A 22,137-nucleotide genomic window follows, 5' to 3' on the forward strand; every position below is an offset into this window, starting at 1 on the left:
TCAATCCCGACGGAACACGATCGACGCCATCCATCCCGTCATCAGCGCCATCGCGGCGGTGACGAGGCCGTAGACGAAGCCGCTCTGCCGGGCCGAGTTCGCGACGAACTGCTCGAAGCCAACCTTGACGATCTCGAACGCGGTCTCCGTCTTGGTGACCAGCGCGCCGTCGGCGAGCAGCTTGATCTCGACCTCGTAGGTGCCGATCGGCACCGCAGCGGGGAGCGGAATGCCGGTGCGGAACAGCGTCGGCGTGAGGAAGGTCACCGCGGACGTATCCTCGCGGTACAGACCGTGCTGCGATTGCAGCCGCACGAAGGCGCTGCGGAACGCGTCGTTCGGGACCACGTCGGCATAGTCGGGACCGACGCGCTGGGTCAGCAGCACGTTGTTGAGTCCGAGCTGCTGCCGGCGCAGCACCTCGGGCGCGGCCATCGCATCGAACTGGCGGTTGGCGAACAGCGCCAGATAGCCGGGCACCTTGAGGAACTGGCGCGAGTCGGTGTTGATCCAGATGCCGAACTTGCGCTCCTTGCGCCGCGTCACCATGTCGGCCCGCGGGCCCCGGACGGTGACGACGAGGTCATAGGCGGTGCGACCCGGCGGGGTCTGGGTGTCCTTCTCGACCGAGCCGAACAGCACCAGCTCCTCCCCGGAATAGTTCGGCGTCACCGTCACGCGATGGTTGGAGACCGAGACGATCAGCCGCTCGGCGCGCGCCGATGCGGCGCCGGCAAGCAGCAGCATGAAGGTGAGGCTGGCGAGGCGGAGCGGCGTCATCTGCTGATCTCGGTCTCGCGGATCGTGAACAGGTCGTCGGGCTTGATCACGAGCTCGATCGCGAACCGGATGCCGACGGCGAGGATCAGCAGGCCGAGCAGCAGCCGCAGCTGCTCGCCGCGGATCATCTGGCCGGCGCGGGCCCCGAACTGCGCGCCGGTGACGCCGCCGACCATCAGGATCAGCGCCAGCACGGCGTCGACCAGATGATTGCTCATCGCGTGCAGCATGGTCGCGATCATCATGGTCGCGAGCGTCAGGACCATCGAGGTGCCGATGACGGTCGAGGTCGGCACGCGCAGCAGGTAGATCAGCAGGGGCACCAGAATGAAGCCGCCGCCGATGCCCATCACGGCGCCGAGGAAGCCGATGATGAGGCCGATGGCGATCACCGGAATGACGGAGACATAGATCTTCGAGCGCTTGAAGCGCATCTTCAGCGGCAGGCCATGGATCCAGACATGGCTGCCCGGACGCCGCACGGTCGCGACCGCGCCCTGGCGCGCGCGCATCATCGCCCGCAGACCCTCCCAGAACATCGTGCCGCCGACGCTCGTCAGCAGGACGACATAGGACAACGCGATCATCAGATCGAGCTGGCCGAGCGACCGCAACAGGGTGAAGGTGGCGACGCCGAGTCCGGTGCCGAGCGAGCCGCCGATCATCAACACCGCGGCCAGCGAGGGATCGATGGCGCGCCGTCGCCAATAGGACAGCGCCCCGGAGAACGAGGAGGCGGCGATGTGGCTGGAGACCGAGGCGACCGCGACCGCGGGGGTGATGCCGACGAAGATCAGGAGCGGCGTCATCAGGAACCCGCCGCCGATGCCGAACATGCCGGAGACGAAGCCGACGGCCGCGCCCATCGCCAGCAACAGGAAGATGTTGACCGGGATGTCGGCGATCGGAAGATAAATCTGCATCCGCGCGGCCTCTGCGATCCTTCGAGCGAGCATCCCGCGCATGCGACGCAGGATGCCAAGCTCCTGCATAACCGAAAATGGCAGCGAAGGGATCAGTCATTCCCGCCCGAAGTCGACGTCACATCCACCGACGCCGAACGTGGGGGTCTGGGCGCTCCGTCAAAGGGCCTTGAGCGGCGCGGTCACCAGCCTCATGGCCTCGGCATCGCCCGGATCGAGCCAGCGGATGTCGCGGGTCTGCGACATCGCCTCGATGACCTGCGACGATACGCCCATGCGCGTCATGTAGCCGAGGATGGCGCCGGTGACGCGCTGGGTGTCGGCGACCGCGTCGGCGCCACGGGCCTCCGACGTGAAGCGGTGCACGCCGAGCGCCGAACCATCGAGGCCGTAGCGGGTGTGCCCGCCGGCAAAGGCGAACACGCAGGCGCTGGCGCAGAAGCCCGGACGGATGCGGCCGGCATTGTCGGCCACGCCGACGGCGGTAGCGAGTCCGTGGGCGCGGATGATCTCGCCCATCAGCACCCCCTGGTCGAGGTTGCCGCCGGGCGAGGACAGCAGGATCACGTCGCCGGGCTTGAGACGGGCCTCGCTGATCCGCTCGCGCAGCCAGCCGGCCGCCGCTGGTCCGATGGGGCCGCTGACGGCGAGCACGGTGCGCCTGTCGCCCAGCCCGGCAAGCGCGGGGTCGGCGACCAACGCCGCCGACAGACTCGGCGAGATGTACTGATCCTTCCAGAACGCCCAGGCGTCGGGTCGCGACAGGTCGCGGTAGGCGCGAATGCCTCCGCCGAGCACGATTGCAACGAAGAAGATGACGGAAGCCAGCCGGCGCCATCGGAACGCCGCAGGATAGCCGTCGGTCACTTGCTGCATTCGTTGGCGAGGAGGCGGAGCAGCGGCGACGTTCGCCGTGGTCCGCGGCGGCACGCGGGGGCCCGTCGGCGACTGCAGGAAGCGCGCGCCGTCCTGTTGGTCGTTCCCCGCTGACACCCGTCGATGCTCCCTCGCGGCGCTCGTGATGATCCGCCGCGACAACCTATATCGATCGACCGCGCGACACTATGGCGGCGCGATCGCAAGCCGGGAGGATTTTTCAGGCTGTGCGCGGACGCTCGTCCATGTCGAAAGAGGGGCGCTATGCCCGTGTCAGCGCGGCGCCGTCGCAGCCGCGCGCTTCGCCAGCGCCGCCTTGGCCGCGGCTGCCTTGGCGATCGCCTGCGTGCCATCCCAGCCGCCGACGGGCGCCGGCACGTTCACGGCGTCGTCGGGCTGCGGTTCGACCGTGAAGGTCTGGATCGCGAGCTTGGCCGCGGCGAGCGACTGGACATCGAGCCGCTTGGCGACATCGTCGCGCTTGCGCCCTGCGTCGACGTCACCCTGCGCTGCGGCCAGGGTGAACCATTTGTAGGATTCGGCGAGGTTCTGTTCGACGCCGATGCCACGGGCATAGAGGATGCCGAGGTTGAACTGGCTATCGGCGACGCCGCGCTCGGCGGCCTTGCGGAACCATTGCGAGGCGCTCTTGTAGTTCGCGCCCTTGCCGCCGCCGTCGGCGTCCAGCACGGCGAGATTGTGCATCGCCTTGGCGTTGCCGCGCTCTGCGGCGACCACGTAGTAGCGGCGGGCGGTGTCGGCGTCCTTCTTCACGCCGAGACCCTTCTCGTAGAAGGTGCCGAGACGGAAGACCGCCGGGATCAGCCCCGCCTGCGCGGCGCGGTCATACCACTTCACGGCTTCCTCATAGTTCGCCGCGACGCCCTTGCCCTCGGCAAAGCGCACGCCGACTTCGTAGGCGGCGGTCGGATCACCCTTCAGGGCGGCATTGCGCAGCGCCAGTCCGCCGATGGCATCGGGCAGCTTCTCGGAGGCGGGCACCTGCACCAAGCCGAGCTTCTGGCCGTTGGCAGCGGTTGGGATCGTGCCGGTGATATCAGTGGGGACGGCAGCAGGTAATGTGGCTGGCTTTTCGACGTCCTGCGGGATCGCGAGCATTGCGATCGTCTCCGCTTCGCTCGGCATGGCCCGATTGTAGGACTGACGGTCGATCGGCGTCGGCGACGTCAACGACGGCACGCTCTGGTCGGGCGTCGTCGGCCGCGGCGACAGGCTCGGCGAGGCCGACGGCATCTGCGCGCGCGGCGCCTCGCCCTGGGTTTCCATCGGCGAGATCGGTGGCGGCGTGCTGCCGCTGTCGAGCAGCGACATCGCGAATTTGAAAGTGCCGAGCACGATCACGACGACGCTGGCCCCGACCAGGAGCGAGCGGATCTTCGACCCAATGGTCGAGACTTCCTCGTCACCCTCGGCGGTGAGAGCGAACGTCGGCTTGTCCTTGGGTTTGGCCTTGGGCTTGACAGCGTCGCTGGCGACGTCCTTGGGGAGGTCTTTCGGCGGTTCCTTGGCCTTCTCCTTCGGCTTGTCCTTCTTCGCCTTCTTGGCGTCCACGGGCTGTGCAGCCGCCGCGGCCTGCGCCGCGCGGCGCGCAGCCGCGATGAAGCTCGACGTCGACACCGGCTCCCGCTTGCCGGCGGGAAGCTCGCTCAGCGCATCCTCGGACGCGGCGATCCGCTCGGCGGGCGATGCGGTCCGGCCAGGCGGACGGGTGCCGGGTTCGAGCGGATGATCCGGCGGCAGCTCGGGGACGATGACGGTCGGGCGGGGCGCCTGTGCTGTGTGCGGCTCGAGGATGTCGGCGATCGCCTTCGGCGGAATCGGCGGCGGCATGGCGGCCGCCGGCGCCTGCGCGGCGTGAAAGTCGCGCGAGGCGGCCGCGAACGCCTGTTGACCCGTGGCCGGAGCGACAATCTGTCCTGCTGGCTGCTCGGCCGCCGGATTGGGCAGCTCCGGCCGGTAGGCAGGCTCTGGCCTGGCCGGCTCGGCATAGGCCTGGGGCGCCGGCGCGCGTGCGGCCGGCATCGGCGCCTCGATTGGCGGTGCCAGCGGCGGCAGCGCGGCCGGCGGGCTCGCGGTGGCGCGCACATTGCGCAGGTCGCCTTCGATCATGGCGAGGCGGTCGACGACGTGCCCCAGCGTGTTGTGGACGGCCTCGAGCGAGTCCTGGGTGTTGCGGTCGGTCTCGGTCTGGCTGAAGCGGATGTCGGACAGCTCGCGCTTGACCATGTCGATCAGGCCGCCGTCCTGCGACGTTTCGCGCTGCGACCGGCTCTCCGCCAGCGCTGCGAAGGTCGCCTGCTGCCGTTCGAGATAGCGCAGGATGTCCTGCAGGCCGTCCTCGACGCGGGTCATGTTGCCGCCGCGCGGGTCGTTGGCGGCCTCGAGCCGCTCCAGCAGATAGCTGATCCGCTGTTCGAGATGGGTGATCGCCGATGAGCCGTCGTTGCCGACCTGCAGGCGGTCGATGCGGTCGGACAGGCCGCGCAGCGCGTCCTCGATCTGGGCAGTGTGGTCGGGCGCGGCCGCCGGCGGCTCGCGGCTTTCCAGGGTCGAGGTCAGCGCGGCAATGCGCTGTTCGAGCGCCGCGAACGACTCGTGGAACGAGTCGTGATTGTCGCGCGCCTGCGTGACCTGGTCGACCTTCGACGACAGTTGGCGGAGATCGTCCGACAGCCGTTCCAGCGCGTCGTTGGAGGCGACATTGGCGACGATCGCACGCAGCGCCGCGATGGCGCTTTCGAGCTGCTGCACGGTGCCGGGGTCGTCATTGGCGCGCAGGATCAGGTCGAGCTTGGCGCCGAGATTGCGGATCGCCTCGTCATAGACGGCGAGTTGCTCGGCAGGCTTCAGCGAGCCGACGACCTCGCGGATGTCGGTCAGCGCGCGCTCGATCCCGGCCAGTGCGTGGCCGTCGACGCCGGTGTTGCGGTTCTCGTCGATACGGCGCGACAGCGAGCGAATTTCGTTCTCGATCGATTCGATCGCCCGCCGCGGCATCGCCTCGGTGATGGCGTGACGAATCTCGGAGAGCTCGTTGCGGAAGCCGGCGATCGACTGCTCGATGCCGTCGTCGGGGCGATGCAGCGCCTCGATCTGGCTCGTGATCTTCAGCAGATGGCGTTCGAGCAGCGTGAAATCGGGAGTGGGGGCTGCCGGTTGCGGCGGCGTCAGCGGCGCGCTGATCGGGGTCATCAGCGGCGCTGCTGCGGATGCCATGGCAGGCGCGGTCGGCGGCGCCTGGTGCGGCGGCAGCGGGCGCGCATTGTCGAGCTCGCTCTGGCGGGCGCTGATTTCAGCGACGGCCACGTCGAACGAACCCGCGCTGAGCGGCTGGGCGGGCCGGTAGAGCTGCGCAGCGGCGCGCTCGACGCCGTCCGGACCACGATAGCGGTCCTCGGTGTCCGGCTTGCGCAGCGGCGTCGAGATCTGTGACAGGCGGGCGTCGAGCCGCGAGATCGCGTCGTTCAGCTGACGCGCGACGCCCTGCTCGTCGCGTGGCCCATCCTTGCGCGTGACGGGCCGCGACATTTGCTCGATCTGCCGTGCGATGGAGTCGAGCCGCTGATGGATGTCGGTCACCTCGCGGGCATCGCGGCTGACGGTCGGTGTGCTGCGTGGCGCGGGGCTGCCGCGGAAATCGGGCGGGGCCGATGCGCCGAGCGTGGAGTTGATCCAGTCGTTCAGCGTCATGCCGGCGCGTTGCGCCGCGGCCTCGGCCCTTTCACGGACGGACGGGTCGATGCCTTCATTACTCCACGGTACGCGCGAATTCATGTCTCGTCCGGTTCCGCTTCCAGCGCTCCACCAAGCGCCTCCAGCCTCCCCACGCGTCCCGGACATGAACATGAACGGGTCCGCGCAGATCGTCTGCTCCAGGTCCCGACTTTTGACTTTTACGGTAAATAACGCGTTAAGTTTACCGCCGGCGCGGCCAGAAGTTTTGCCCTATCAAACGGCGGGTATCAGCCGGCATTTTCACGTGATGATGGGTCGAGCGGCCGCACGCTGCTCGCGCCGGATATCGTCGACAGCGCGGTGATCGCTTCCTCGCACCATTCCGCCACCATGCGTTCGTGGCGCAGGCCGAGACGCAGGTTGAGGAGCTTGCCCATATCGGCCGGGGCCACGTTGCCGTCCGCATAATGCTTCTTGAGGATGCGATCGTAACGCTCTGCGCGGTCGCGATGATGCTCGAGCCGCGCCATCAGGTCGGCCCGGATCGGCCCGATGTCGGCGGCGCCGAGTGCATAGAGCCGGACGAGAAGATCGTCCTTTGTCGAGGCCGGCGTGCTCGGCCGCGCCGCCCAGCTGCGAAACGCCGCGCGGCCCTCCGCGGTCAATGTGTACACCAGCTTGTTGGGCTTGCCGGTCTGCACCACCTCGCGACCCTGGATGTAGCCGCGGTCGCGCAGCCGCGACAGCTCGCGGTAGATCTGCTGGTGGTCCGTCTTCCAGAAGAAGCCGATCGAGGAGTCGAACGTCTTGGCGAGCTCGTAGCCCGTCATCGGATGTTCGGTGAGGCAGGCGAGGATGGCGTCGCCGAGGGCCATGGCCGGAAACTGCTCCCGTTTTTCTGATCGTGTTCTGCCCCGCTCCACGCTTGACATTATGCACACTAGCGCATATGCGTCAATGTGCATATGGGGTGGTTGTGGTGCTGGCCTGTTCCGCCCCGAGGAGACGCCCAATGACAATGACCGGCCTCGATGGATGGTACGGCTACATGAGGTCTCACGATCTCGGCGCTTTGCGGGAGCTGCTGCATCCCGACGCCGTGTTCGAAAGTCCCGTCGTGCACACGCCGCAACGCGGCCGCGACATTACCTTCAAATATCTCGCGAGTGCTGAGAAAGTCTTAGGCGGTCCCGGATTCAAGTATGTCGGGGAGTGGCGTAACGCCACGGGCGCCGTGCTCGAATTCGAGAACGAAATCGAAGGGATCAAGCTCAACGGCGTCGATATCATCAGCTTTGACGACGCCGGTCTGATCACACATTTCAAGGTCATGGTGCGCCCGCTCAAGGCGATCAATCTGCTGCACCGCCTGATGGGCGAACAGCTCGCCGCCATGAGCAAGCCGTCGTGACGCGACCGACAGTCGCAAACTAACGGCTGCCGCAAGCCTTGAGAAATCGCTACAGTCCGCGGCCTGCATTGCCTGCCGCGTCCGTGGAATTCCCCGTCTGAAACTTCAGCCTTCCTGCCGGAGACGCCAATGCCGATCTACAAAGCCCCCGTGGAAGATGTCACCTTCCTGCTCAACGACGTGTTCCAGATCGACCGCTACGACAATCTGCCGGGATTCTCCGATGCCTCGGCGGATGTCCGCGAGGCGATCCTCGGCGAAGCCGCCAAGCTCGCCGAGGAGGTGCTGCATCCGCTGAATCGCGTGGGTGATCTCGAAGGCTGCAAGCGCCATGACGACGGCAGCGTGACCACGCCGAAAGGCTTCAAGGACGCCTACAAGCAGATCGTCGAGGGCGGCTGGCTCGGCCTGTCGGCGCCAACCGAATATGGCGGGCAGGGCCTGCCGGTGACGCTCAGCCAGACCGTCAACGAATTCCAGTGCTCCGCCAACATGGCGTTCTCGATGTATGGCGGCCTCACCATGGGCGCCACCGCCGCGCTGATCGTGCATGGCAATGAGGAGCAGAAGAAGACCTACGTGCCGAAGATGGTCGCCGGCGAGTGGACCGGCACCATGAACCTCACCGAGCCGCATTGCGGCACCGACCTCGGCCTGCTCCGCACCAAGGCGGTGCGCCAGGCCGACGGCAGCTTCAAAATCTCCGGCACCAAGATCTTCATCTCCGCCGGTGAGCACGACTTGGCCTCCAACATCATCCATCTCGTGCTCGCCCGCATCGAGGGCGCGCCGGCCGGCATCAAGGGCGTGTCGCTGTTCGTGGTGCCCAAGTTCATGGTCAATCCCGACGGCACGGTGGGTGCGCGCAACGGCGTCACCTGTGGCTCGATCGAGCACAAGATGGGCATCCACGGCAATTCGACCTGTGTGATGAACTACGACAACGCCACCGGCTGGCTGATCGGCGAAGAGAACAAGGGCATGCAGGGCATGTTCGTGATGATGAACGAGGCCCGGCTCGGCGTCGCCGTGCAGGGTCTCGCGCAGTCCGAGGTGGCCTATCAGAACGCGGTCGCCTATGCGCGCGAGCGCATCCAGGGCCGCTCGCTGACTGGGCCCAAGGCGCCCGACAAGGCCGCCGATCCGATCATCGTGCATCCCGACGTGCGCCGGACCCTGCTGTCGATCCGCGCCTTCAACGAGGCTGCGCGCGCCATGGTGGTGTGGACCTCGCTGAAGAGCGACGTCGCGCACCGCTCGCAGGACCCGAAGGACCGCCAGGCCGCCGACGACCACATGGGCCTGATGACCCCGGTCATGAAGGGCTACATGACCGACATGGGCTTCGCCAACGCGGTCCAGGCGCAGCAGATGTATGGCGGCCACGGCTATATCGCCGAGTGGGGCATGGAGCAGTTCGTGCGCGATGCGCGCATCGCCATGATCTACGAAGGCGCCAACGGCATCCAGGCGCTGGATCTCGTCGGCCGCAAGCTGCCGCGCGACGGCGGCCGCGCCGTGATGGCCTTCTTCAACGAGGTCGGCTCGTTCGCCAAGGAGCAGGGCGGCAACGATGCGATGAAGCCGTTCGTAGCCCCGTTGTCGACCGCGCTCGGCCATCTGCAGCAGGCCACCACGTGGCTGATGCAGAACGCGATGACCAAGCCGGACAATGCCGGCGCCGCCGCGACCGACTACATGCATCTCTTTGCGCTGGTCACCTTCGGCTACATGTGGGCGAAGATGGCGAAGGTGGCGCAGGACAAGATTGCGGCCGGCGACGGCTCGACCTATCTCACCACCAAGCTGGTGACGGGTCGCTTCTTCATGGAGCGCGTGCTGCCCGAAACGGCGGCGCATCTTGCCCGCCTCCAGGCCGGTTGTGCGACCGTGATGGAACTGCCGGCGGAAGCCTTCTGAGGATCAGACGAGAGCCGGTGCGCGCCGGCTCCGTCGTCAATGCGAACAACAAATCTGACCAGATGAGGAGGGCGTGATGCCTGAGGCCTTTATCTACGACCACGTACGGACTCCCCGCGGCCGCGGCAAGGCCGACGGCAGCCTGCATGAGGTGACCGCGCTCGCGCTCGCCACCGTGCCTTTGAAGGCGCTGAAGGACCGCAACAACATCCCCGAGGACGCGGTCGACGACGTCGTGCTCGGCGTGGTCGATCCGGTCGGCGAGGCCGGCTCCGACATCGCGCGCTTCGCCGCGCTGAATGCGGGTCTCGGCGATGCCGTTCCGGGCATTCAGATCAGCCGCTTCTGCGCCTCCGGCCTCGACGCCGTGAACTTCGCCGCGGCGCAGATCATGAGCGGCCAGCATGAGCTGGTCATCGGTGGTGGTGCGGAATCCATGAGCCGCGTCGGCATCGGTGCGTCCGGTGGCGCTTGGCCGATGGATCCGTCGATGGCGGTGCCGTCCTACTTCATGCCGCAGGGCGTCTCGGCGGACCTGATCGCGACCAAATACGGCTTCTCGCGCGACGACGTCGACGCCTATGCGGTGCAGAGCCAGCAGCGCGCGGCGAAGTCCTGGGAGGAAGGCCGCTTCGACAAGTCGGTCGTGCCGGTCAAGGACATCAACGGCCTGACCATCCTCGCCAAGGACGAGCACATGCGTCCCTCGACGACGATGCAGTCGCTGGCGCAGTTGCAGCCGTCGTTCGTGCAGATGGCGCAGATGGGCGGCTTCGACGCGGTGGCGATCCAGTCGCATCCGGAGATCGAGCGCGTCAATTACGTGCACCACGCCGGCAACTCCTCGGGCATCGTCGACGGCGCCGGTGCGGTTCTGCTCGGCAGCAAGGAGGCAGGCGCGAAGTACGGCATGAAGCCGCGCGCGAAAATCCGCGCCTTCGCCAATATCGGCTCGGAGCCCGCGATGATGCTGACGGGCCCGGTCGACGTTACCGAGAAGCTGTTCGAGCGCTCGGGCATGAAGAAATCCGACATCGATCTGTTCGAGCTCAACGAGGCGTTCGCCTCGGTCGTGCTGCGCTACATGCAGGCGTTCGAGATCGACAAGGACAAGATCAACGTCAATGGCGGCGCGATCGCGCTCGGCCATCCGCTCGGCGCCACCGGCGCGATGATCCTCGGCACCGTGCTCGACGAGCTCGAGCGCACCGGCAAGGCGACCGCGCTGGTGACGCTGTGCATCGGCGGCGGCATGGGCACCGCGACCATCATCGAGCGGGTGTGACGGTGCGCTCCCTCCCCCCTTGCGGGGGAGGGTCGGGGAGGGGGGCGCCACGCGCTCCACTGCCCGTGAGGACCCCCACCCCCGACCCCTCCCCGCAAGGGGGAGGGGAGACGAAACATCGGGGCTGACGCAGCACAGACGCGCCCCTGCCAAATCTGGGAGCACCACATGGCCTACAAGAACTTCAAGCTCGAAACCGATGCCGACGGCATTGCGCTGATCACCTGGGACATTCCGGGCCGTTCGATGAACGTGCTCGACGAGACCTCGACCAACGAGCTCGAGGCCCTCGTCAAGGAGACCACTGCGGACGCCGCCATCAAGGGCGTCGTCATCACCTCGGCCAAGGAGGCGTTCTGCGCCGGCGCCGATCTGTCGATGCTCGAGGGCATGAACCGCCTTTATGCCGATGTGCTGAACAGCAAGGGCGAGGAAGCCGCCAACCAGATGCTGTTCGACACCAGCCGGCGCTTTTCGCAGATCAATCGGTCGATGGAGACGTCCGGCAAGCCGTGGGTCGCCGCGATCAACGGTCTGGCGCTCGGCGGCGGCTTCGAGATCACGCTGTCGTGCCACTACCGCGTCGCGGCCGAGAACCCGAAGACCCGGCTTGGCCTGCCCGAGATCAAGGTCGGCCTGTTTCCCGGCGCCGGCGGCACGCAGCGCGTGCCGCGCATCGTGCAGCCGCAGGACGCGATGAACCTGCTGTTGAAGGGCGAGGCGCTCACGCTCGACAAGGCCAAGGCGCTCAAGCTGGTCGATGCCATCGTGCCGGCGGCGGATCTCATCAAGGCCGCCAAGGACTGGATCAAGGGCGGCGGCAAAGCGGTTCAGCCGTGGGATGAAAAGGGCTTCAAGCTGCCCGGCGGCCCGGTGTTCTCCAAGAACGGCATGATGATGTTCCCGGCGGGCAACGCCATCTATCGCCGCGAGACCTACGACAACTATCCGGCCGCGCGCGCCATCATGAGCTGCGTCTATGAAGGCTTGCAGCTGCCGATCGACGCCGCGCTGCGCGTCGAGTCGCGCTACTTCACCAAGATCCTGCGCTCGAAGGAAGCGGCGGCGATGATCCGCAGCCTGTTCCTGTCGATGCAGGAGCTCAACAAGGGTGCGCGCCGCCCGGCGGACGTGCCGGCGACCAAGATCAAGAAGATCGCCGTGATCGGCGCCGGCTTCATGGGCGCCAGCGTCGGCTACGTCTCGGCCCGCGGCGGCCTCGAGGTCGTGCTGATCGACCGCGACCAGGAGAGCGCCGACAAGGGCAAGGCGCATGCGCAGAGCGTGATCGACGGCCTGGTCAAGAAGGGCCGCGCCAAGCCGGGCGAGGCCGAGGCGATCATGGGCCGCATCACTGCGACCGCGGACTACGCGGCGCTGAAGGAATGCGATCTCGTCATCGAGGCCGTGTTCGAGGACCGCAAGGTCAAGGCCGAGACCTACGCCAAGGCGCAGGCCTATCTGAAGGACGGCGCGATCTTCGCGTCGAACACTTCGACCCTGCCGATCACCTCGCTGGCCGAAGAGTTCAAGGACCAGGGCCGCTTCATCGGCATCCACTTCTTCTCGCCGGTCGAGAAGATGATGCTGGTCGAGATCATCATGGGCAAGAACACCGGCGACGTCGCGCTGGCGACCGCGCTCGACTACGTCCGCGCCATCGGCAAGACGCCGATCGTGGTCAACGACTCCCGCGGCTTCTTCGCCAATCGCTGCGTGATGCGCTACATCGCGGAAGGCAACGAGATGTTCCTCGAAGGCGTGCCGCCGGCGATGATCGAGAACGCCGCCAAGATGGCCGGCATGCCGGTCGGCCCGCTGTCGCTGTCGGACGAAGTCGCGCTCGATCTCGGCCTCAAGATCATGAAGGCGACCGAGCATGATCTCGGCCCCAACGCGATCAACCAGGACCACAAGAAGCTGATGGTCGAGCTGGTCGAGAAGCAGGGCCGCTTCGGCCGCAAGAACGCCAAGGGCTTCTACGACTATCCCGAGAAGGGCAAGGGCCAGAAGAGCCTGTGGCCGGATCTGCCGTCGTTGCAGCCGAAGCATCTCGATCCCGACACGCTCGATGTCGAGGAGCTGAAGCAGCGCTTCCTGGTGGTGCAGGCGGTGGAAGCCGCGCGCACCGTCGAGGACCACGTCATCACCGACGTGCGCGAGGCCGATGTCGGCTCGATCTTAGGGTTCGGCTTCGCGCCGTTCACCGGCGGCACGCTGTCCTACATCGACTTCATGGGGACGAAGAAGTTCGTCGAGCTGTGCCACAAGCTCACGGCGAAGTACGGCTCGCGCTTCGCCCCGCCGAAGCTCTTGGAGGAGATGGCCGCCAAGGGCGAAACCTTCTACGGCCGCTTCCCGCCGAAGAAGGCGGCGGCTTGAGACCGGAATGCTAGGCGGAAGCGAGCCGCGCTTGCTGTCCATTCCCTCCCCCCTTGTGGGGGAGGGTTAGGGAGGGGGGTAGCCACAGGCACCAGCGCTTGTGGCTACCCCCCTCTCTATCTCTCCCCCACAAGGGGGGAGAGAACACACTGCCCGAGAAGCAACAGCGAGTTCTTTCAAGATCTCGCTCACCCCGCCTTCATCAGCCCTTCCTTGGTCAGCGCCTCCTGCACCTTCGGCCGTGCGGCGACGCGGTTCTTGTAGGCCACGAGATTCGGCATCGCCGACAGGTCGAACTTCATCCGGTCCGCCCAGGTCAGGATGGTGAACAAATAGCCGTCGGCCACCGTGAATTGCTGGCCCATCAGGTAGTCGCGGCCGGCGAGCTGGCTGTCGATGTATTTGAACTTGCCCATCACGCGGTCCTTGAAGAACGCCTTGGCGTCGTCGGCGAGCACCGGTGAGAACATCGGGCCGAAATTCTTGTGCAGCTCGGAGGTGATGAAGTTCAGCCACTCCAGCAGCTTGTAGCGCTCGCCGCTGTCGCGCGCCGGGGCGAGGTTCTTGGTCGCCGCCTGGTCGGCGATCATCTGGACGATCACCGGGCCTTCGGTCACGATCTCCCCGCTCGGCAACCCCAGCGCCGGCACCTGGCCCTTCGGATTGATCTTCAGGTAATCGTCACCATTTTCCAGGGTCTTGGCGCGCAGATCGACCTTGACCAGGTCGTAGGGCAGGCCGGCTTCGAGCAGGGCGATATGGGGCGAGAGCGAGCAGGCGCCGGGTGAATAATAAAGCTTCATCTTGTATTCCCTCCGTGAGACCGTTTTGTCCTTGGAACCTATCGAGCGGTCGCACCCGCCCTTACATGCAGATGCATGGAATAGTCAAGATTGATGCAGCTGCATCGAATGCGCTAGACTGTGCATCCGAGGATACGAGCCGGCCCATGAAACGCAAACCATCGACCGAGGCGACCGCCGCCTGGATCCGCCTGATGCGGGTCCAGAGCCGGGTGCTGGACTGCGTCGAGCAGGAGCTGAAGAAGGCCGGTTTTCCGCCGCTCGCCTGGTATGATGCGCTGCTGGAGCTGTCCCGGGCGCCCGCGGGCGAGCTGCGCCCGGTCGAGCTGGAGCGGCAGATGCTGATCCCGCAATATTCCACCTCCCGGCTGATCGACCGGCTGGTCGACGAAGGTCTGGTCGTCCGGCGCGAATGCAAGATGGACAAGCGCGGCCAGTTCGTCGAGATCACCGAGGCCGGACGCGAACTGCAGAAGCGGATGTGGTCGGCCTATTCCGCCGCGATCGAGAAGCATGTCGGCTCCAAGTTGTCGGATACCGACGCTGCCAAGCTTTGCATGCTGCTGGATCGCCTTGGCTGCTCCTGTGGTCAGGCCGCTCCGTTGGCGGCCGGAGAGGGCGCGGCGACCCGATGAAGCATCCGTTCCCATTCACATCCGCGGCCCCCTGGGGTCCGCGGCCCTTCCTGTCACCACGCGCGACCCTCGAAGCGCTTCTGAACCGAGACTCCCATGGCGCGTGACCAGATCGATATGACCCCGCTGCAGTCGCGCGACGAACTGGTGGCGTGGCTCGCGGCCGGCGTGAAGCCGCCGTCCGCCTTCCGCATCGGGACCGAGCACGAGAAGACGCCGTTCACGCTCGACGGTCATCGCCCCGTGCCCTACGAGGGCGCGCGCGGCATCGGCGCGCTGCTCGAAGGCATGAAGCTTCTGCTCGGCTGGGAGCCGATCATGGAGCGCGGCAACATCATTGGGCTCTATGACGTGACCGGCGGCGGCGCCATCTCGCTGGAGCCGGGCGGCCAGTTCGAGCTGTCCGGCGCGCCGGTCGAGACCGTGCACCAGACGCATGCGGAACTGATGGCGCATCTGGCGCAGGTCCGCGAGATCGCGACTCCGCTCGGCATCGGCTTTCTCGGCCTGGGCATGACGCCGTCCTGGTCGCGCGCCGAAATTCCCGTGATGCCCAAGGGCCGCTACAAGATCATGACCAGCTACATGCCGAAGGTCGGCCGCTACGGCCTCGACATGATGTACCGGACCTGCACCGTGCAGACCAATCTCGACTTCTCTTCCGAAGCCGACATGGTCAAGAAGCTCAGGGTCTCGGTGGCGCTGCAGCCGATCGCGACCGCACTGTTCGCCAATTCGCCGTTCACCGAAGGCAAGCCGAACGGCTTCCTGTCGTTCCGCTCCGAGATCTGGCGCGACACGGACAATCAGCGCTCGGGCATGATCCCGTGGGCGTTCGAGGATGGCATGGGTTTCGAGCGCTGGGTGGACTACGCGCTCGATGTTCCCATGTATTTCGTGAAACGCGAGGAGACCTATATCGACGTCTCCGGCACCTCGTTCCGCGACTTCTTCGCAGGCAAGAACCCGGCGATGCCGGGCGAGCGTCCGACGCTGTCGGACTGGGCCAATCACCTCTCGACGATCTTCCCGGAGGTGCGCCTGAAGCGCTACCTGGAAATGCGCGGTGCCGACGGTGTGCCATGGGGCCGGCTGCCGGCGCTGCCGGCGTTCTGGGTCGGCCTGCTCTACGACGACGTCAGCCTCGACGCGGCCTGGGACCTGGTCAAGACCTGGACCGCGTTCGAGCGCCAGAACCTGCGCGACGACGTGCCGCGCCTCGGCTTCAAGGCGCGTGTTCGCAACCGCTACGTGTTCGAGATCGCCAAGGAATGCCTGACCCTGGCGCATCTCGGCCTGCGCCGGCGCAGTCGCATCGACCATCTCGGCCGCGACGAGAGCCGCTTTCTCGAGCCGCTCGATCAGATCATCGATTGCGGCCGCTCGCCGGCCGAGGAGATGCTGGAGAAGTTCGACGGCCCGTGGGGCGGCTCGGTCGAGCCGGCCTACGACGAATATGCGTTCTGATCGGAACGGCCGAGCCTGCAGCCGTCGCAGGTTCGCTGCGTCGCCTGTTCCGCGTTGAGGCGGTTGGCGGCACGGGTCCGCTGTTTTTTGTTGCGATTTGTGTCCCAGGTTCGATTCAGCGCCCGGGCGCCGCTGCTTTGCCTTCCGCAGCTCCCACCGGTCCGGGCCGTTCATCCGCCATACAGGTTCGTGGCGATCAAATGACTGCCTAAAAACTCGTAAGAAAACTCGAACATTAACAATGGGTCGGATGGTTCAGCGGCGGCGCGTGGGGCGCTTCATCGGGGCATGGCTGAGGGTACTGGCGTGCCTGTTCGCGGCTGCGTGCCTGACGCCGGCTTCAGCCCAGACCTATTCCGATCGTCCCGGCGGCGACTACATGAGCGCGCCGATCGCCTCCGGCGACCCGGCCGATTGCGCGCTGTTGTGCGAGCACGACCGGCGCTGCCGCGCCTGGAGCTTCAACTATCCGACCGTGATGGAAGCGGGCGCGGTGTGCTGGCTGAAGAACAGCGTGCCGGCGCGCGTGCCGGACAATTGCTGCGTTTCCGGCGTGCGCGGCGCGGGCGTCGTCGAGATCCGCAATGATGCGGTCGAGACGTCGATCGACCGTCCCGGCGGCGACTACCGCAGCTTCGACATCAAGACCACCGATCTGAAGGGCGGCGAGAAGGCCGAGAAGGCCGCTGACAAGGGCAGCGACAAGGCCGCGGACAAGAAGGAAGAGAAGGCCGCCGACGCCGAGGACATCTGCAAGGCCGCCTGCACCGGCGACAACAAATGCCGCGCCTGGACCTTTGCGCGGCCCGGCTACGCCGGCAAGGAAGCGCATTGCTTTCTGAAGAAGGAAATCAAGCCGCCGCGCCGGCGGGCGGGCTTTACGTCGGGCGTCGTGCGATAGCGCGGGGCGATGAGTCTCGCTCCTTCTTGTCGATCGTCAGAGCCACCGTTATTGCGAGCTCTCGCAATGATGCCAACTGAAGATGCGATGTCGAAGAAGCATCGTGCACCGGTAGCGCGCCAAACTCAGTCGTCATTCCGGGACGTGACGCGCAGCGGCACGGGCCCGGAATCCATAATCACGATGGTGGTTATGGATTCCGGGCTCGCGCTGCGCGCGCCCCGGAATGACGGATGAGAGAGGGGGCTCCCGATCCTGTCTGGTCGCGCTCAATCCGCTGCGGCTATCACTGTGATCTCCGGCCACAGCGTCTTCCAGCGCGTCGCCTTGGCCGCGTAGTTCGTCACCGAGAAATTGGCCGTATAGTTCGGACGCACGATCATCTGCGCGATGTCGTCGAGGCCCTTGGGGGCATAGAGCTCGTAGCCGGCAACAGTCGGGCGAAGGCCGACCTGCGTGTTCACGGTGAGGAAGCGATCGATGCCGTCGGTGGAGCGTGTCACGGCAGGGTAGGGCCGGCCGTGCTTGGTCGGATACCAGAGATGGACGCGGGCCTGGTTGCGCACCTCCACCTTGGCTTCGATGTCATGGAGGTAGGATGCGATGCGCCGGATGACGGCGTCCTCAGCATCCCACGACGTATCCGGATCGAAATAGAAGATGTCGTAGTCGTTGATGCCGTGATCGACCGGACGGCCGGTCCGCAAGTTCCAGACGCTCTGAGTCAGGCAGCCGGCGACGACCCAGGCATCGGGCACGGCCGTTTCACGCAGCACGTGCATGATCGCGGTGTTGACGGGGTTGCGCAGCGCGGCTGCGATGAAATCGTCCTTGGTCATGATGGTCGAAGGCATCAGAACATGGGTGCCGTCGACACGTTCAATACACGAGATGGAGGACGGCGTGCAGCCCGTTTCAGCTGCGATCGAACACGGCGAGCGCCTTCTTCGAGGCCAATGCCCGCCACTGCCGGCGCAACAGCGGCTCTGCGTCGGCGCGCCTCGCCTTCGACAGGCGCAGCAGCACGATCGGATAGTCGCGGTAGTGATCGGTGACGTAGAACAGCTTCGGCCGGCTTTCCACCAGCATCGCGCGTTCGTCCGGCGGCACGCCCGGAAGGACGAGACTGTCCCCGTCCTCCTTCAGGCGCGCCAGCATCTTCTTGCGCACCTTCAGCGCGGGTGTCCCATAGGACGTGCCGGCCTCGACTTCCGGCCATGCCAGCGCAAGCGCCCTGACATCGTCGAAGGTCATCGGCGTTCGCTCAGCGCACCGCGGTGAAGAAGCGATCGAGCCGGAAGCCGGACAGCCAGGCCCAAACCGGCTGGTTCTTGAAGCCGAGGTCCCAGGAGCCGACCACGGCATCGGCGCGGCCGACGAGGTTGTCGATCGGCAGCAGGCCGACGCCGCCGTCGCGCAAGGCCACGCGGCTGTCGGCGGAGTTGTCTCTGTTATCGCCGAGCACGAACAGCTTGCCGGGCGGCACCGTCACCTCCGGCGTGTTGTCGAGCCGGCCGTTGTCGCGCATCTTGAAGATCAGGTGCGACACGCCATTCGGCAGCGTCTCGACGTAGCGATAGGCCGGCTCGTTGCGGCCAGTGTCGTCCTCGGCATCGCCGATGCCGTCGGGCTTGAGCGCCGCGGCCTGGCCGTTGATGTAGAGCTGGCCCTGGCGCATCTGGATGCGGTCGCCGGGCAGGCCGACGACGCGCTTGACCCAGGCCTGCGAGTTGTCGCCCGGCCAGCGGAACACGACGACGTCGCCGCGCTTCGGCGTCTCGCCGAACAGGCGTCCCGTCTCCGGCAGCGTGATCTGCATCGGCAGCGACGAGGTGCCGTAGCCATAGGGGAATTTCGACGCCAGCAGGGCGTCGCCGATCATCAGGGTCGGCTCCATCGAGCCCGACGGCACGTAGAACGGCTCGGCGATGGCGCCCTTGGCGACGAACACCACCATGACGACCGCGACGAGCTGCGCGAGCTGGCCGCCCCAGGTGCTTTCCTTGCGGACGCTGCCCGTGCGCGTCGCCTTGGTGGTCTTGTCCGTGGACATCTTCTCAAGGCTCATCGGCCCGTGCCTCCCACCGTAATGCGATCCATGCGAAGCGTCGGCTGACCGACGCCGACCGGCACGCCCTGGCCGTTCTTGCCGCAGGTGCCGATGCCGGTATCGAGCGACAGATCGTTGCCGATCATGCTGATGCGGTTCAAATCCGTCGGGCCGTTGCCGATCAGCATCGCGCCCTTCACCGGCGCACCGACCTTGCCGTTCTCGATCCTGTAGGCCTCGGTGCACTGGAAGACGTATTTGCCCGAGGTGATGTCGACTTGGCCGCCGCCGAAATTGACGGCATAGATGCCGTTCTTGACCGAGGCGATGATCTCGGCCGGATCGCGCTCGCCGGCCAGCATGTAGGTGTTGGTCATGCGCGGCATCGGCACGTGCGCGTAACCCTGACGGCGGCCGTTGCCGGTCGGCGCCATGTTCATCAGCCGCGCGTTCTGGCGGTCCTGCATGTAGCCGACCAGGATGCCGTCCTCGATCAGCACGGTCCGGCTGGTCGGCGTGCCCTCGTCGTCGATCGATAGCGAGCCGCGGCGCGAGGCCATGGTGCCGTCATCGACCACGGTGACGCCTTTGGCGGCGACCGGCTTGCCCATCAGCCCGGCGAAGGCCGAGGTCTTCTTGCGGTTGAAGTCACCCTCGAGGCCGTGACCGACGGCCTCGTGCAGCATCACGCCGGGCCAGCCGGCGCCGAGCACGACGTCCATCTCGCCGGCGGGAGCGGGGACCGATTCCAGATTGACCAGGGCCTCGCGCAGTGCGCCGTCGGCGGCCTCGCGCCACGCCTTGGTCTCGATGAAGCGGGCATAGGCCTCGCGGCCGCCATAACCCTTGCTGCCGGTCTCCTGGCGATCACCCTGGCCGGCGACCACCGAGACGTTCACGCGCACCAGCGGGCGGATGTCGCGATAGCTCTCGCCGTCGGGCCGCAGGATCTCCACGACCTGCCAGGTCGCGCCGAGGCTCACGGTCACCTGGCGCACGCGCGGATCCTTGTCGCGCAAGTAAGCGTCGATCTCGCCGAGCAGCTTGACCTTGCTTTCGAATCCGGGAGCGTCCAGCGGATTATCGTCGCCATAGAGCCGGACGTTGGTGTGCGGCGGCGGGCTCGCGAACGTGCCGGAATAGCCGCCGCGCACGGCGCTGACGGCATCGGCGGCGCGCATCAGCGCCGGCAGCGAGACGTCGGAGGAATGGGCATAGCCGACTGCATCGTCCTTCACCGCGCGCAGGCCGAATCCCTGGCTGGTGTCATAGGTCGCCTGCTTCAGCCGGCCATTGTCGAAGGTCAGCGCTTCGGTCTGGCTGTATTCGAAGAACAATTCGCCGTCATCGGCGCCGGCCAGGCCACGCGCGACCTCGCTCCGGACCGCATCACGGTCCAGATTGGCGCGTTCGAGCAGGGAAGTGGTGGGAGCAGTCATGGGTCAATCCGTTGTCGGAGCGTTCATTCCAAGATAGTTGTTTTGACGCCGGGGCGCGAGGGGCTGGATGATTACCGAACTGACATGGTTGAGATCGTTCCCATCACGTCCGCTCACATCGAGAGCTTCCACCGCACGCTCGATTACGTCGCGCGCGAACGGCGCTATCTGTCGTTCGTGCAGGCGCCGCCGCTGGAGTCGACGCGCGCCTTCATTCTGAACAACATCCACGAGGGATATCCGCAATTCGTCGCTCTCTCTGCCGGGGAGGTGGTCGGCTGGTGCGATGTGACGCCCAAATCGGGGCCAATCGATGCCCGGATCGGGGTGCTCGGCATGGGCCTAATGCCGCAGTTCCGGCACCAGGGCCTGGGCAGACGACTGATGGCGGCGGCGCTCGAGGCGGCGCGGGCGGCCGGCTTCTCGCGTGTCGAGCTCACGGTTTACCGCAGCAACACCAACGCCATCAGGCTGTACCAGAAGGCCGGATTCCTGCTCAAGGCGGTGCAGCCGCGGGAGCCCGGCGATGACGGGTTCGACAAGACCCTGCTGGTGATGGCGCTGGCGCTCGACGGGCGGCGCTGAGGCCGCGGGCGCGCATTCAGACGCGCGAACTCACGGCTCGATCACGGCATCGTGCTGCGAAGGGTCTGTCAATCGCGGCCGACGTCAGGGCAGCTTGTCGAAGCCTTCGGCGAGGCCGTTGAGGCTCAGCGGGAAGCCGATGCCTTCCTCCGGCGTCTCGAAGATGATGAAGGTCGCGGTCTTCGCCGTCTTGAGCTGGCCGAGCAGCTTGTCCTCCAGCACCACCTCGGCGACGCAGCCATTGGGCAGGCAACGCACGAAGCCGGCGCGGCCGACGTCCTGGTTGTCGAGCTTCAGGCCGAGGCCGGACGGCAGCAGCACGCCGAGCGGCGCCACCACGCGCATCAGCCGGCTCTTCTGGTCTGCGGTCTTCAGCATGATCACGGTGAGGCCGGCATTGGAACGGTCCTCGGCCACGACGCTCTGGATCAGCGCGCACTGCTCGCTCTGCGCGCCGGGCGGCGTGTCGCAGCGGATCTGCCAGTCGCCATGCACCGAGCGCACCGCGCCCTGCGCCAATGCGGCGTGCGGCAGGCCGATCACCGTCGCAGCGATCATCGCGACCGCGGTCGCCGCGGAGGTCATCGCGGCAACACGCGCGAGTCGCGCACGCACCGCGCTGAATCGGTACAAACGGCGCGAGTCATTCGCAGCTGGGGTCGACATGTCAGCTGTCCTGTCCGTTGAAACCCTGATCCGGGTCGGTGCCATGACAATTTCCTGTGGGTGATCTGCGCGTCCGACGCCATGATACGGCAATGATGGCGTCTTGAGGACAGCGTCACCGGCGTACGGCACGAAACGATACCAAATATGGCCGCACCCTGGTGGGCAGCTGCCGCCGCGCCTCGCCGAATCAGCCTCGCAAACGGCCGTGTCCCGTTTGCCTACATCGCGCCGCACGCCTGTCAAGCGCCCGTTGCCCGCGAAATCACGGCATGCGGCAATCTCCCGGAAAATACGCTTGTCGCGACGAACAGCGCC

General features: G+C 66.4%; 19 protein-coding genes. 8 read left to right on the forward strand and 11 right to left on the reverse strand.

What is annotated here, in order from left to right; translation table 11 throughout:
• From QX048_RS19280 to QX048_RS19300, 5 genes are all read right to left on the reverse strand, one after another.
• Complete coding sequence (locus QX048_RS19280) at positions 1–780, reverse strand: TIGR02186 family protein (RefSeq protein WP_315717942.1); 780 nt, start codon at positions 778–780, stop codon at positions 1–3.
• Positions 777–1,703 carry a sulfite exporter TauE/SafE family protein gene (locus tag QX048_RS19285; RefSeq protein ID WP_315827976.1) on the reverse strand — a complete coding sequence of 309 codons (927 nt, stop codon included), beginning with the start codon at positions 1,701–1,703 and terminating at the stop codon, positions 777–779. The genes QX048_RS19280 and QX048_RS19285 overlap by 4 nt, the downstream gene beginning before the upstream one ends.
• Positions 1,704–1,862: 159 nt before the next feature.
• The gene (locus QX048_RS19290) at positions 1,863–2,696 is read right to left on the reverse strand and encodes a hypothetical protein (RefSeq protein WP_315827977.1); all 834 of its coding nucleotides are present in this window, start codon (positions 2,694–2,696) and stop codon (positions 1,863–1,865) included.
• 156 nt (positions 2,697–2,852) lie between these two features.
• The gene (locus QX048_RS19295) at positions 2,853–6,374 is read right to left on the reverse strand and encodes a hypothetical protein (RefSeq protein ID WP_315827978.1); all 3,522 of its coding nucleotides are present in this window, start codon (positions 6,372–6,374) and stop codon (positions 2,853–2,855) included.
• A gap of 188 nt (positions 6,375–6,562) precedes the next feature.
• Positions 6,563–7,150 carry a PadR family transcriptional regulator gene (locus QX048_RS19300; protein WP_315717938.1) on the reverse strand — a complete coding sequence of 196 codons (588 nt, stop codon included), beginning with the start codon at positions 7,148–7,150 and terminating at the stop codon, positions 6,563–6,565.
• 137 nt (positions 7,151–7,287) lie between these two features.
• On the opposite strand from QX048_RS19300, the gene QX048_RS19305 reads away from it, so the two are divergent.
• From QX048_RS19305 to QX048_RS19320, 4 genes are all read left to right on the forward strand, one after another.
• Complete coding sequence (locus QX048_RS19305) at positions 7,288–7,686, forward strand: nuclear transport factor 2 family protein (RefSeq protein WP_315717936.1); 399 nt, start codon at positions 7,288–7,290, stop codon at positions 7,684–7,686.
• A gap of 129 nt (positions 7,687–7,815) precedes the next feature.
• Positions 7,816–9,606 carry an acyl-CoA dehydrogenase C-terminal domain-containing protein gene (locus QX048_RS19310; protein WP_315827979.1) on the forward strand — a complete coding sequence of 597 codons (1,791 nt, stop codon included), beginning with the start codon at positions 7,816–7,818 and terminating at the stop codon, positions 9,604–9,606.
• A gap of 76 nt (positions 9,607–9,682) precedes the next feature.
• Positions 9,683–10,891 (forward strand): acetyl-CoA C-acetyltransferase, encoded by a 1,209-nt coding sequence (locus tag QX048_RS19315; protein ID WP_315717934.1) that lies wholly within the window; start codon positions 9,683–9,685, stop codon positions 10,889–10,891.
• A 168-nt stretch (positions 10,892–11,059) separates the two neighbouring features.
• Positions 11,060–13,273, forward strand: a complete 2,214-nt coding sequence (locus tag QX048_RS19320) for a 3-hydroxyacyl-CoA dehydrogenase NAD-binding domain-containing protein (RefSeq protein ID WP_315827980.1) — start codon at positions 11,060–11,062, stop codon at positions 13,271–13,273.
• 188 nt (positions 13,274–13,461) lie between these two features.
• On the opposite strand, the gene gstA is transcribed toward QX048_RS19320, so the two are convergent.
• Positions 13,462–14,076 carry a glutathione transferase GstA gene (gene gstA, locus QX048_RS19325; protein ID WP_315717932.1) on the reverse strand — a complete coding sequence of 205 codons (615 nt, stop codon included), beginning with the start codon at positions 14,074–14,076 and terminating at the stop codon, positions 13,462–13,464.
• A gap of 146 nt (positions 14,077–14,222) precedes the next feature.
• Between gstA and QX048_RS19330 the strand changes: the two genes are divergently transcribed.
• The 3 genes from QX048_RS19330 (at position 14,223) to QX048_RS19340 (ending at position 17,079) form a co-directional block, all read left to right on the forward strand.
• Positions 14,223–14,711: a helix-turn-helix domain-containing protein gene (locus QX048_RS19330; protein WP_315717931.1), complete on the forward strand. Its 489-nt coding sequence runs from the start codon at positions 14,223–14,225 to the stop codon at positions 14,709–14,711.
• A 96-nt stretch (positions 14,712–14,807) separates the two neighbouring features.
• On the forward strand, positions 14,808–16,178 hold the full coding sequence (locus QX048_RS19335) for a glutamate--cysteine ligase (RefSeq protein WP_315827981.1): 1,371 nt from the start codon (positions 14,808–14,810) through the stop codon (positions 16,176–16,178).
• A gap of 250 nt (positions 16,179–16,428) precedes the next feature.
• Entirely contained in the window at positions 16,429–17,079 is a 651-nt protein-coding gene (locus tag QX048_RS19340; RefSeq protein ID WP_315828023.1) for a PAN domain-containing protein, read from the forward strand.
• Positions 17,080–17,348: 269 nt separating this feature from the next.
• Here the strand turns inward: QX048_RS19340 and QX048_RS19345 are convergent, their stop codons facing one another.
• From QX048_RS19345 to tldD, 4 genes are all read right to left on the reverse strand, one after another.
• Positions 17,349–17,918, reverse strand: a complete 570-nt coding sequence (locus tag QX048_RS19345) for a nucleotidyltransferase family protein (RefSeq protein ID WP_315828024.1) — start codon at positions 17,916–17,918, stop codon at positions 17,349–17,351.
• Positions 17,919–17,994: 76 nt separating this feature from the next.
• Positions 17,995–18,333 carry an MmcQ/YjbR family DNA-binding protein gene (locus QX048_RS19350; RefSeq protein WP_315717929.1) on the reverse strand — a complete coding sequence of 113 codons (339 nt, stop codon included), beginning with the start codon at positions 18,331–18,333 and terminating at the stop codon, positions 17,995–17,997.
• Between the two features lie 10 nt (positions 18,334–18,343).
• Positions 18,344–19,132 (reverse strand): signal peptidase I, encoded by a 789-nt coding sequence (gene lepB / locus QX048_RS19355; protein ID WP_316204550.1) that lies wholly within the window; start codon positions 19,130–19,132, stop codon positions 18,344–18,346.
• An 11-nt stretch (positions 19,133–19,143) separates the two neighbouring features.
• Complete coding sequence (tldD, locus tag QX048_RS19360) at positions 19,144–20,568, reverse strand: metalloprotease TldD (protein ID WP_315717927.1); 1,425 nt, start codon at positions 20,566–20,568, stop codon at positions 19,144–19,146.
• Between the two features lie 84 nt (positions 20,569–20,652).
• Between tldD and QX048_RS19365 the strand changes: the two genes are divergently transcribed.
• Positions 20,653–21,153: a GNAT family N-acetyltransferase gene (locus QX048_RS19365; protein ID WP_315717960.1), complete on the forward strand. Its 501-nt coding sequence runs from the start codon at positions 20,653–20,655 to the stop codon at positions 21,151–21,153.
• Between the two features lie 84 nt (positions 21,154–21,237).
• Here QX048_RS19365 and QX048_RS19370 read toward each other — a convergent pair whose 3' ends face one another.
• Positions 21,238–21,819, reverse strand: a complete 582-nt coding sequence (locus QX048_RS19370; RefSeq protein ID WP_409999275.1) for an invasion associated locus B family protein — start codon at positions 21,817–21,819, stop codon at positions 21,238–21,240.
• Positions 21,820–22,137: the final 318 nt, after the last annotated feature.

This window comes from Bradyrhizobium sp. SZCCHNS30572, from assembly GCF_032484415.1.
Lineage (GTDB): Bacteria > Pseudomonadota > Alphaproteobacteria > Rhizobiales > Xanthobacteraceae > Bradyrhizobium.

Coding starts and splice junctions, on each gene's coding strand:
- QX048_RS19280 (WP_315717942.1), bottom strand. CDS start 780: ATGACGCCGCTCCGCCTCGCCAGCCTCACCTTCATGCTGCTGCTTGCC.
- QX048_RS19285 (WP_315827976.1), bottom strand. CDS start 1,703: ATGCAGATTTATCTTCCGATCGCCGACATCCCGGTCAACATCTTCCTG.
- QX048_RS19295 (WP_315827978.1), bottom strand. CDS start 6,374: ATGAATTCGCGCGTACCGTGGAGTAATGAAGGCATCGACCCGTCCGTC.
- QX048_RS19300 (WP_315717938.1), bottom strand. CDS start 7,150: ATGGCCCTCGGCGACGCCATCCTCGCCTGCCTCACCGAACATCCGATG.
- QX048_RS19305 (WP_315717936.1), top strand. CDS start 7,288: ATGACAATGACCGGCCTCGATGGATGGTACGGCTACATGAGGTCTCAC.
- QX048_RS19310 (WP_315827979.1), top strand. CDS start 7,816: ATGCCGATCTACAAAGCCCCCGTGGAAGATGTCACCTTCCTGCTCAAC.
- QX048_RS19315 (WP_315717934.1), top strand. CDS start 9,683: ATGCCTGAGGCCTTTATCTACGACCACGTACGGACTCCCCGCGGCCGC.
- QX048_RS19320 (WP_315827980.1), top strand. CDS start 11,060: ATGGCCTACAAGAACTTCAAGCTCGAAACCGATGCCGACGGCATTGCG.
- gstA (WP_315717932.1), bottom strand. CDS start 14,076: ATGAAGCTTTATTATTCACCCGGCGCCTGCTCGCTCTCGCCCCATATC.
- QX048_RS19330 (WP_315717931.1), top strand. CDS start 14,223: ATGAAACGCAAACCATCGACCGAGGCGACCGCCGCCTGGATCCGCCTG.
- QX048_RS19335 (WP_315827981.1), top strand. CDS start 14,808: ATGGCGCGTGACCAGATCGATATGACCCCGCTGCAGTCGCGCGACGAA.
- QX048_RS19340 (WP_315828023.1), top strand. CDS start 16,429: ATGGTTCAGCGGCGGCGCGTGGGGCGCTTCATCGGGGCATGGCTGAGG.
- QX048_RS19345 (WP_315828024.1), bottom strand. CDS start 17,918: ATGACCAAGGACGATTTCATCGCAGCCGCGCTGCGCAACCCCGTCAAC.
- QX048_RS19350 (WP_315717929.1), bottom strand. CDS start 18,333: ATGACCTTCGACGATGTCAGGGCGCTTGCGCTGGCATGGCCGGAAGTC.
- lepB (WP_316204550.1), bottom strand. CDS start 19,132: ATGTCCACGGACAAGACCACCAAGGCGACGCGCACGGGCAGCGTCCGC.
- tldD (WP_315717927.1), bottom strand. CDS start 20,568: ATGACTGCTCCCACCACTTCCCTGCTCGAACGCGCCAATCTGGACCGT.
- QX048_RS19365 (WP_315717960.1), top strand. CDS start 20,653: ATGGTTGAGATCGTTCCCATCACGTCCGCTCACATCGAGAGCTTCCAC.
- QX048_RS19370 (WP_409999275.1), bottom strand. CDS start 21,819: ATGTCGACCCCAGCTGCGAATGACTCGCGCCGTTTGTACCGATTCAGC.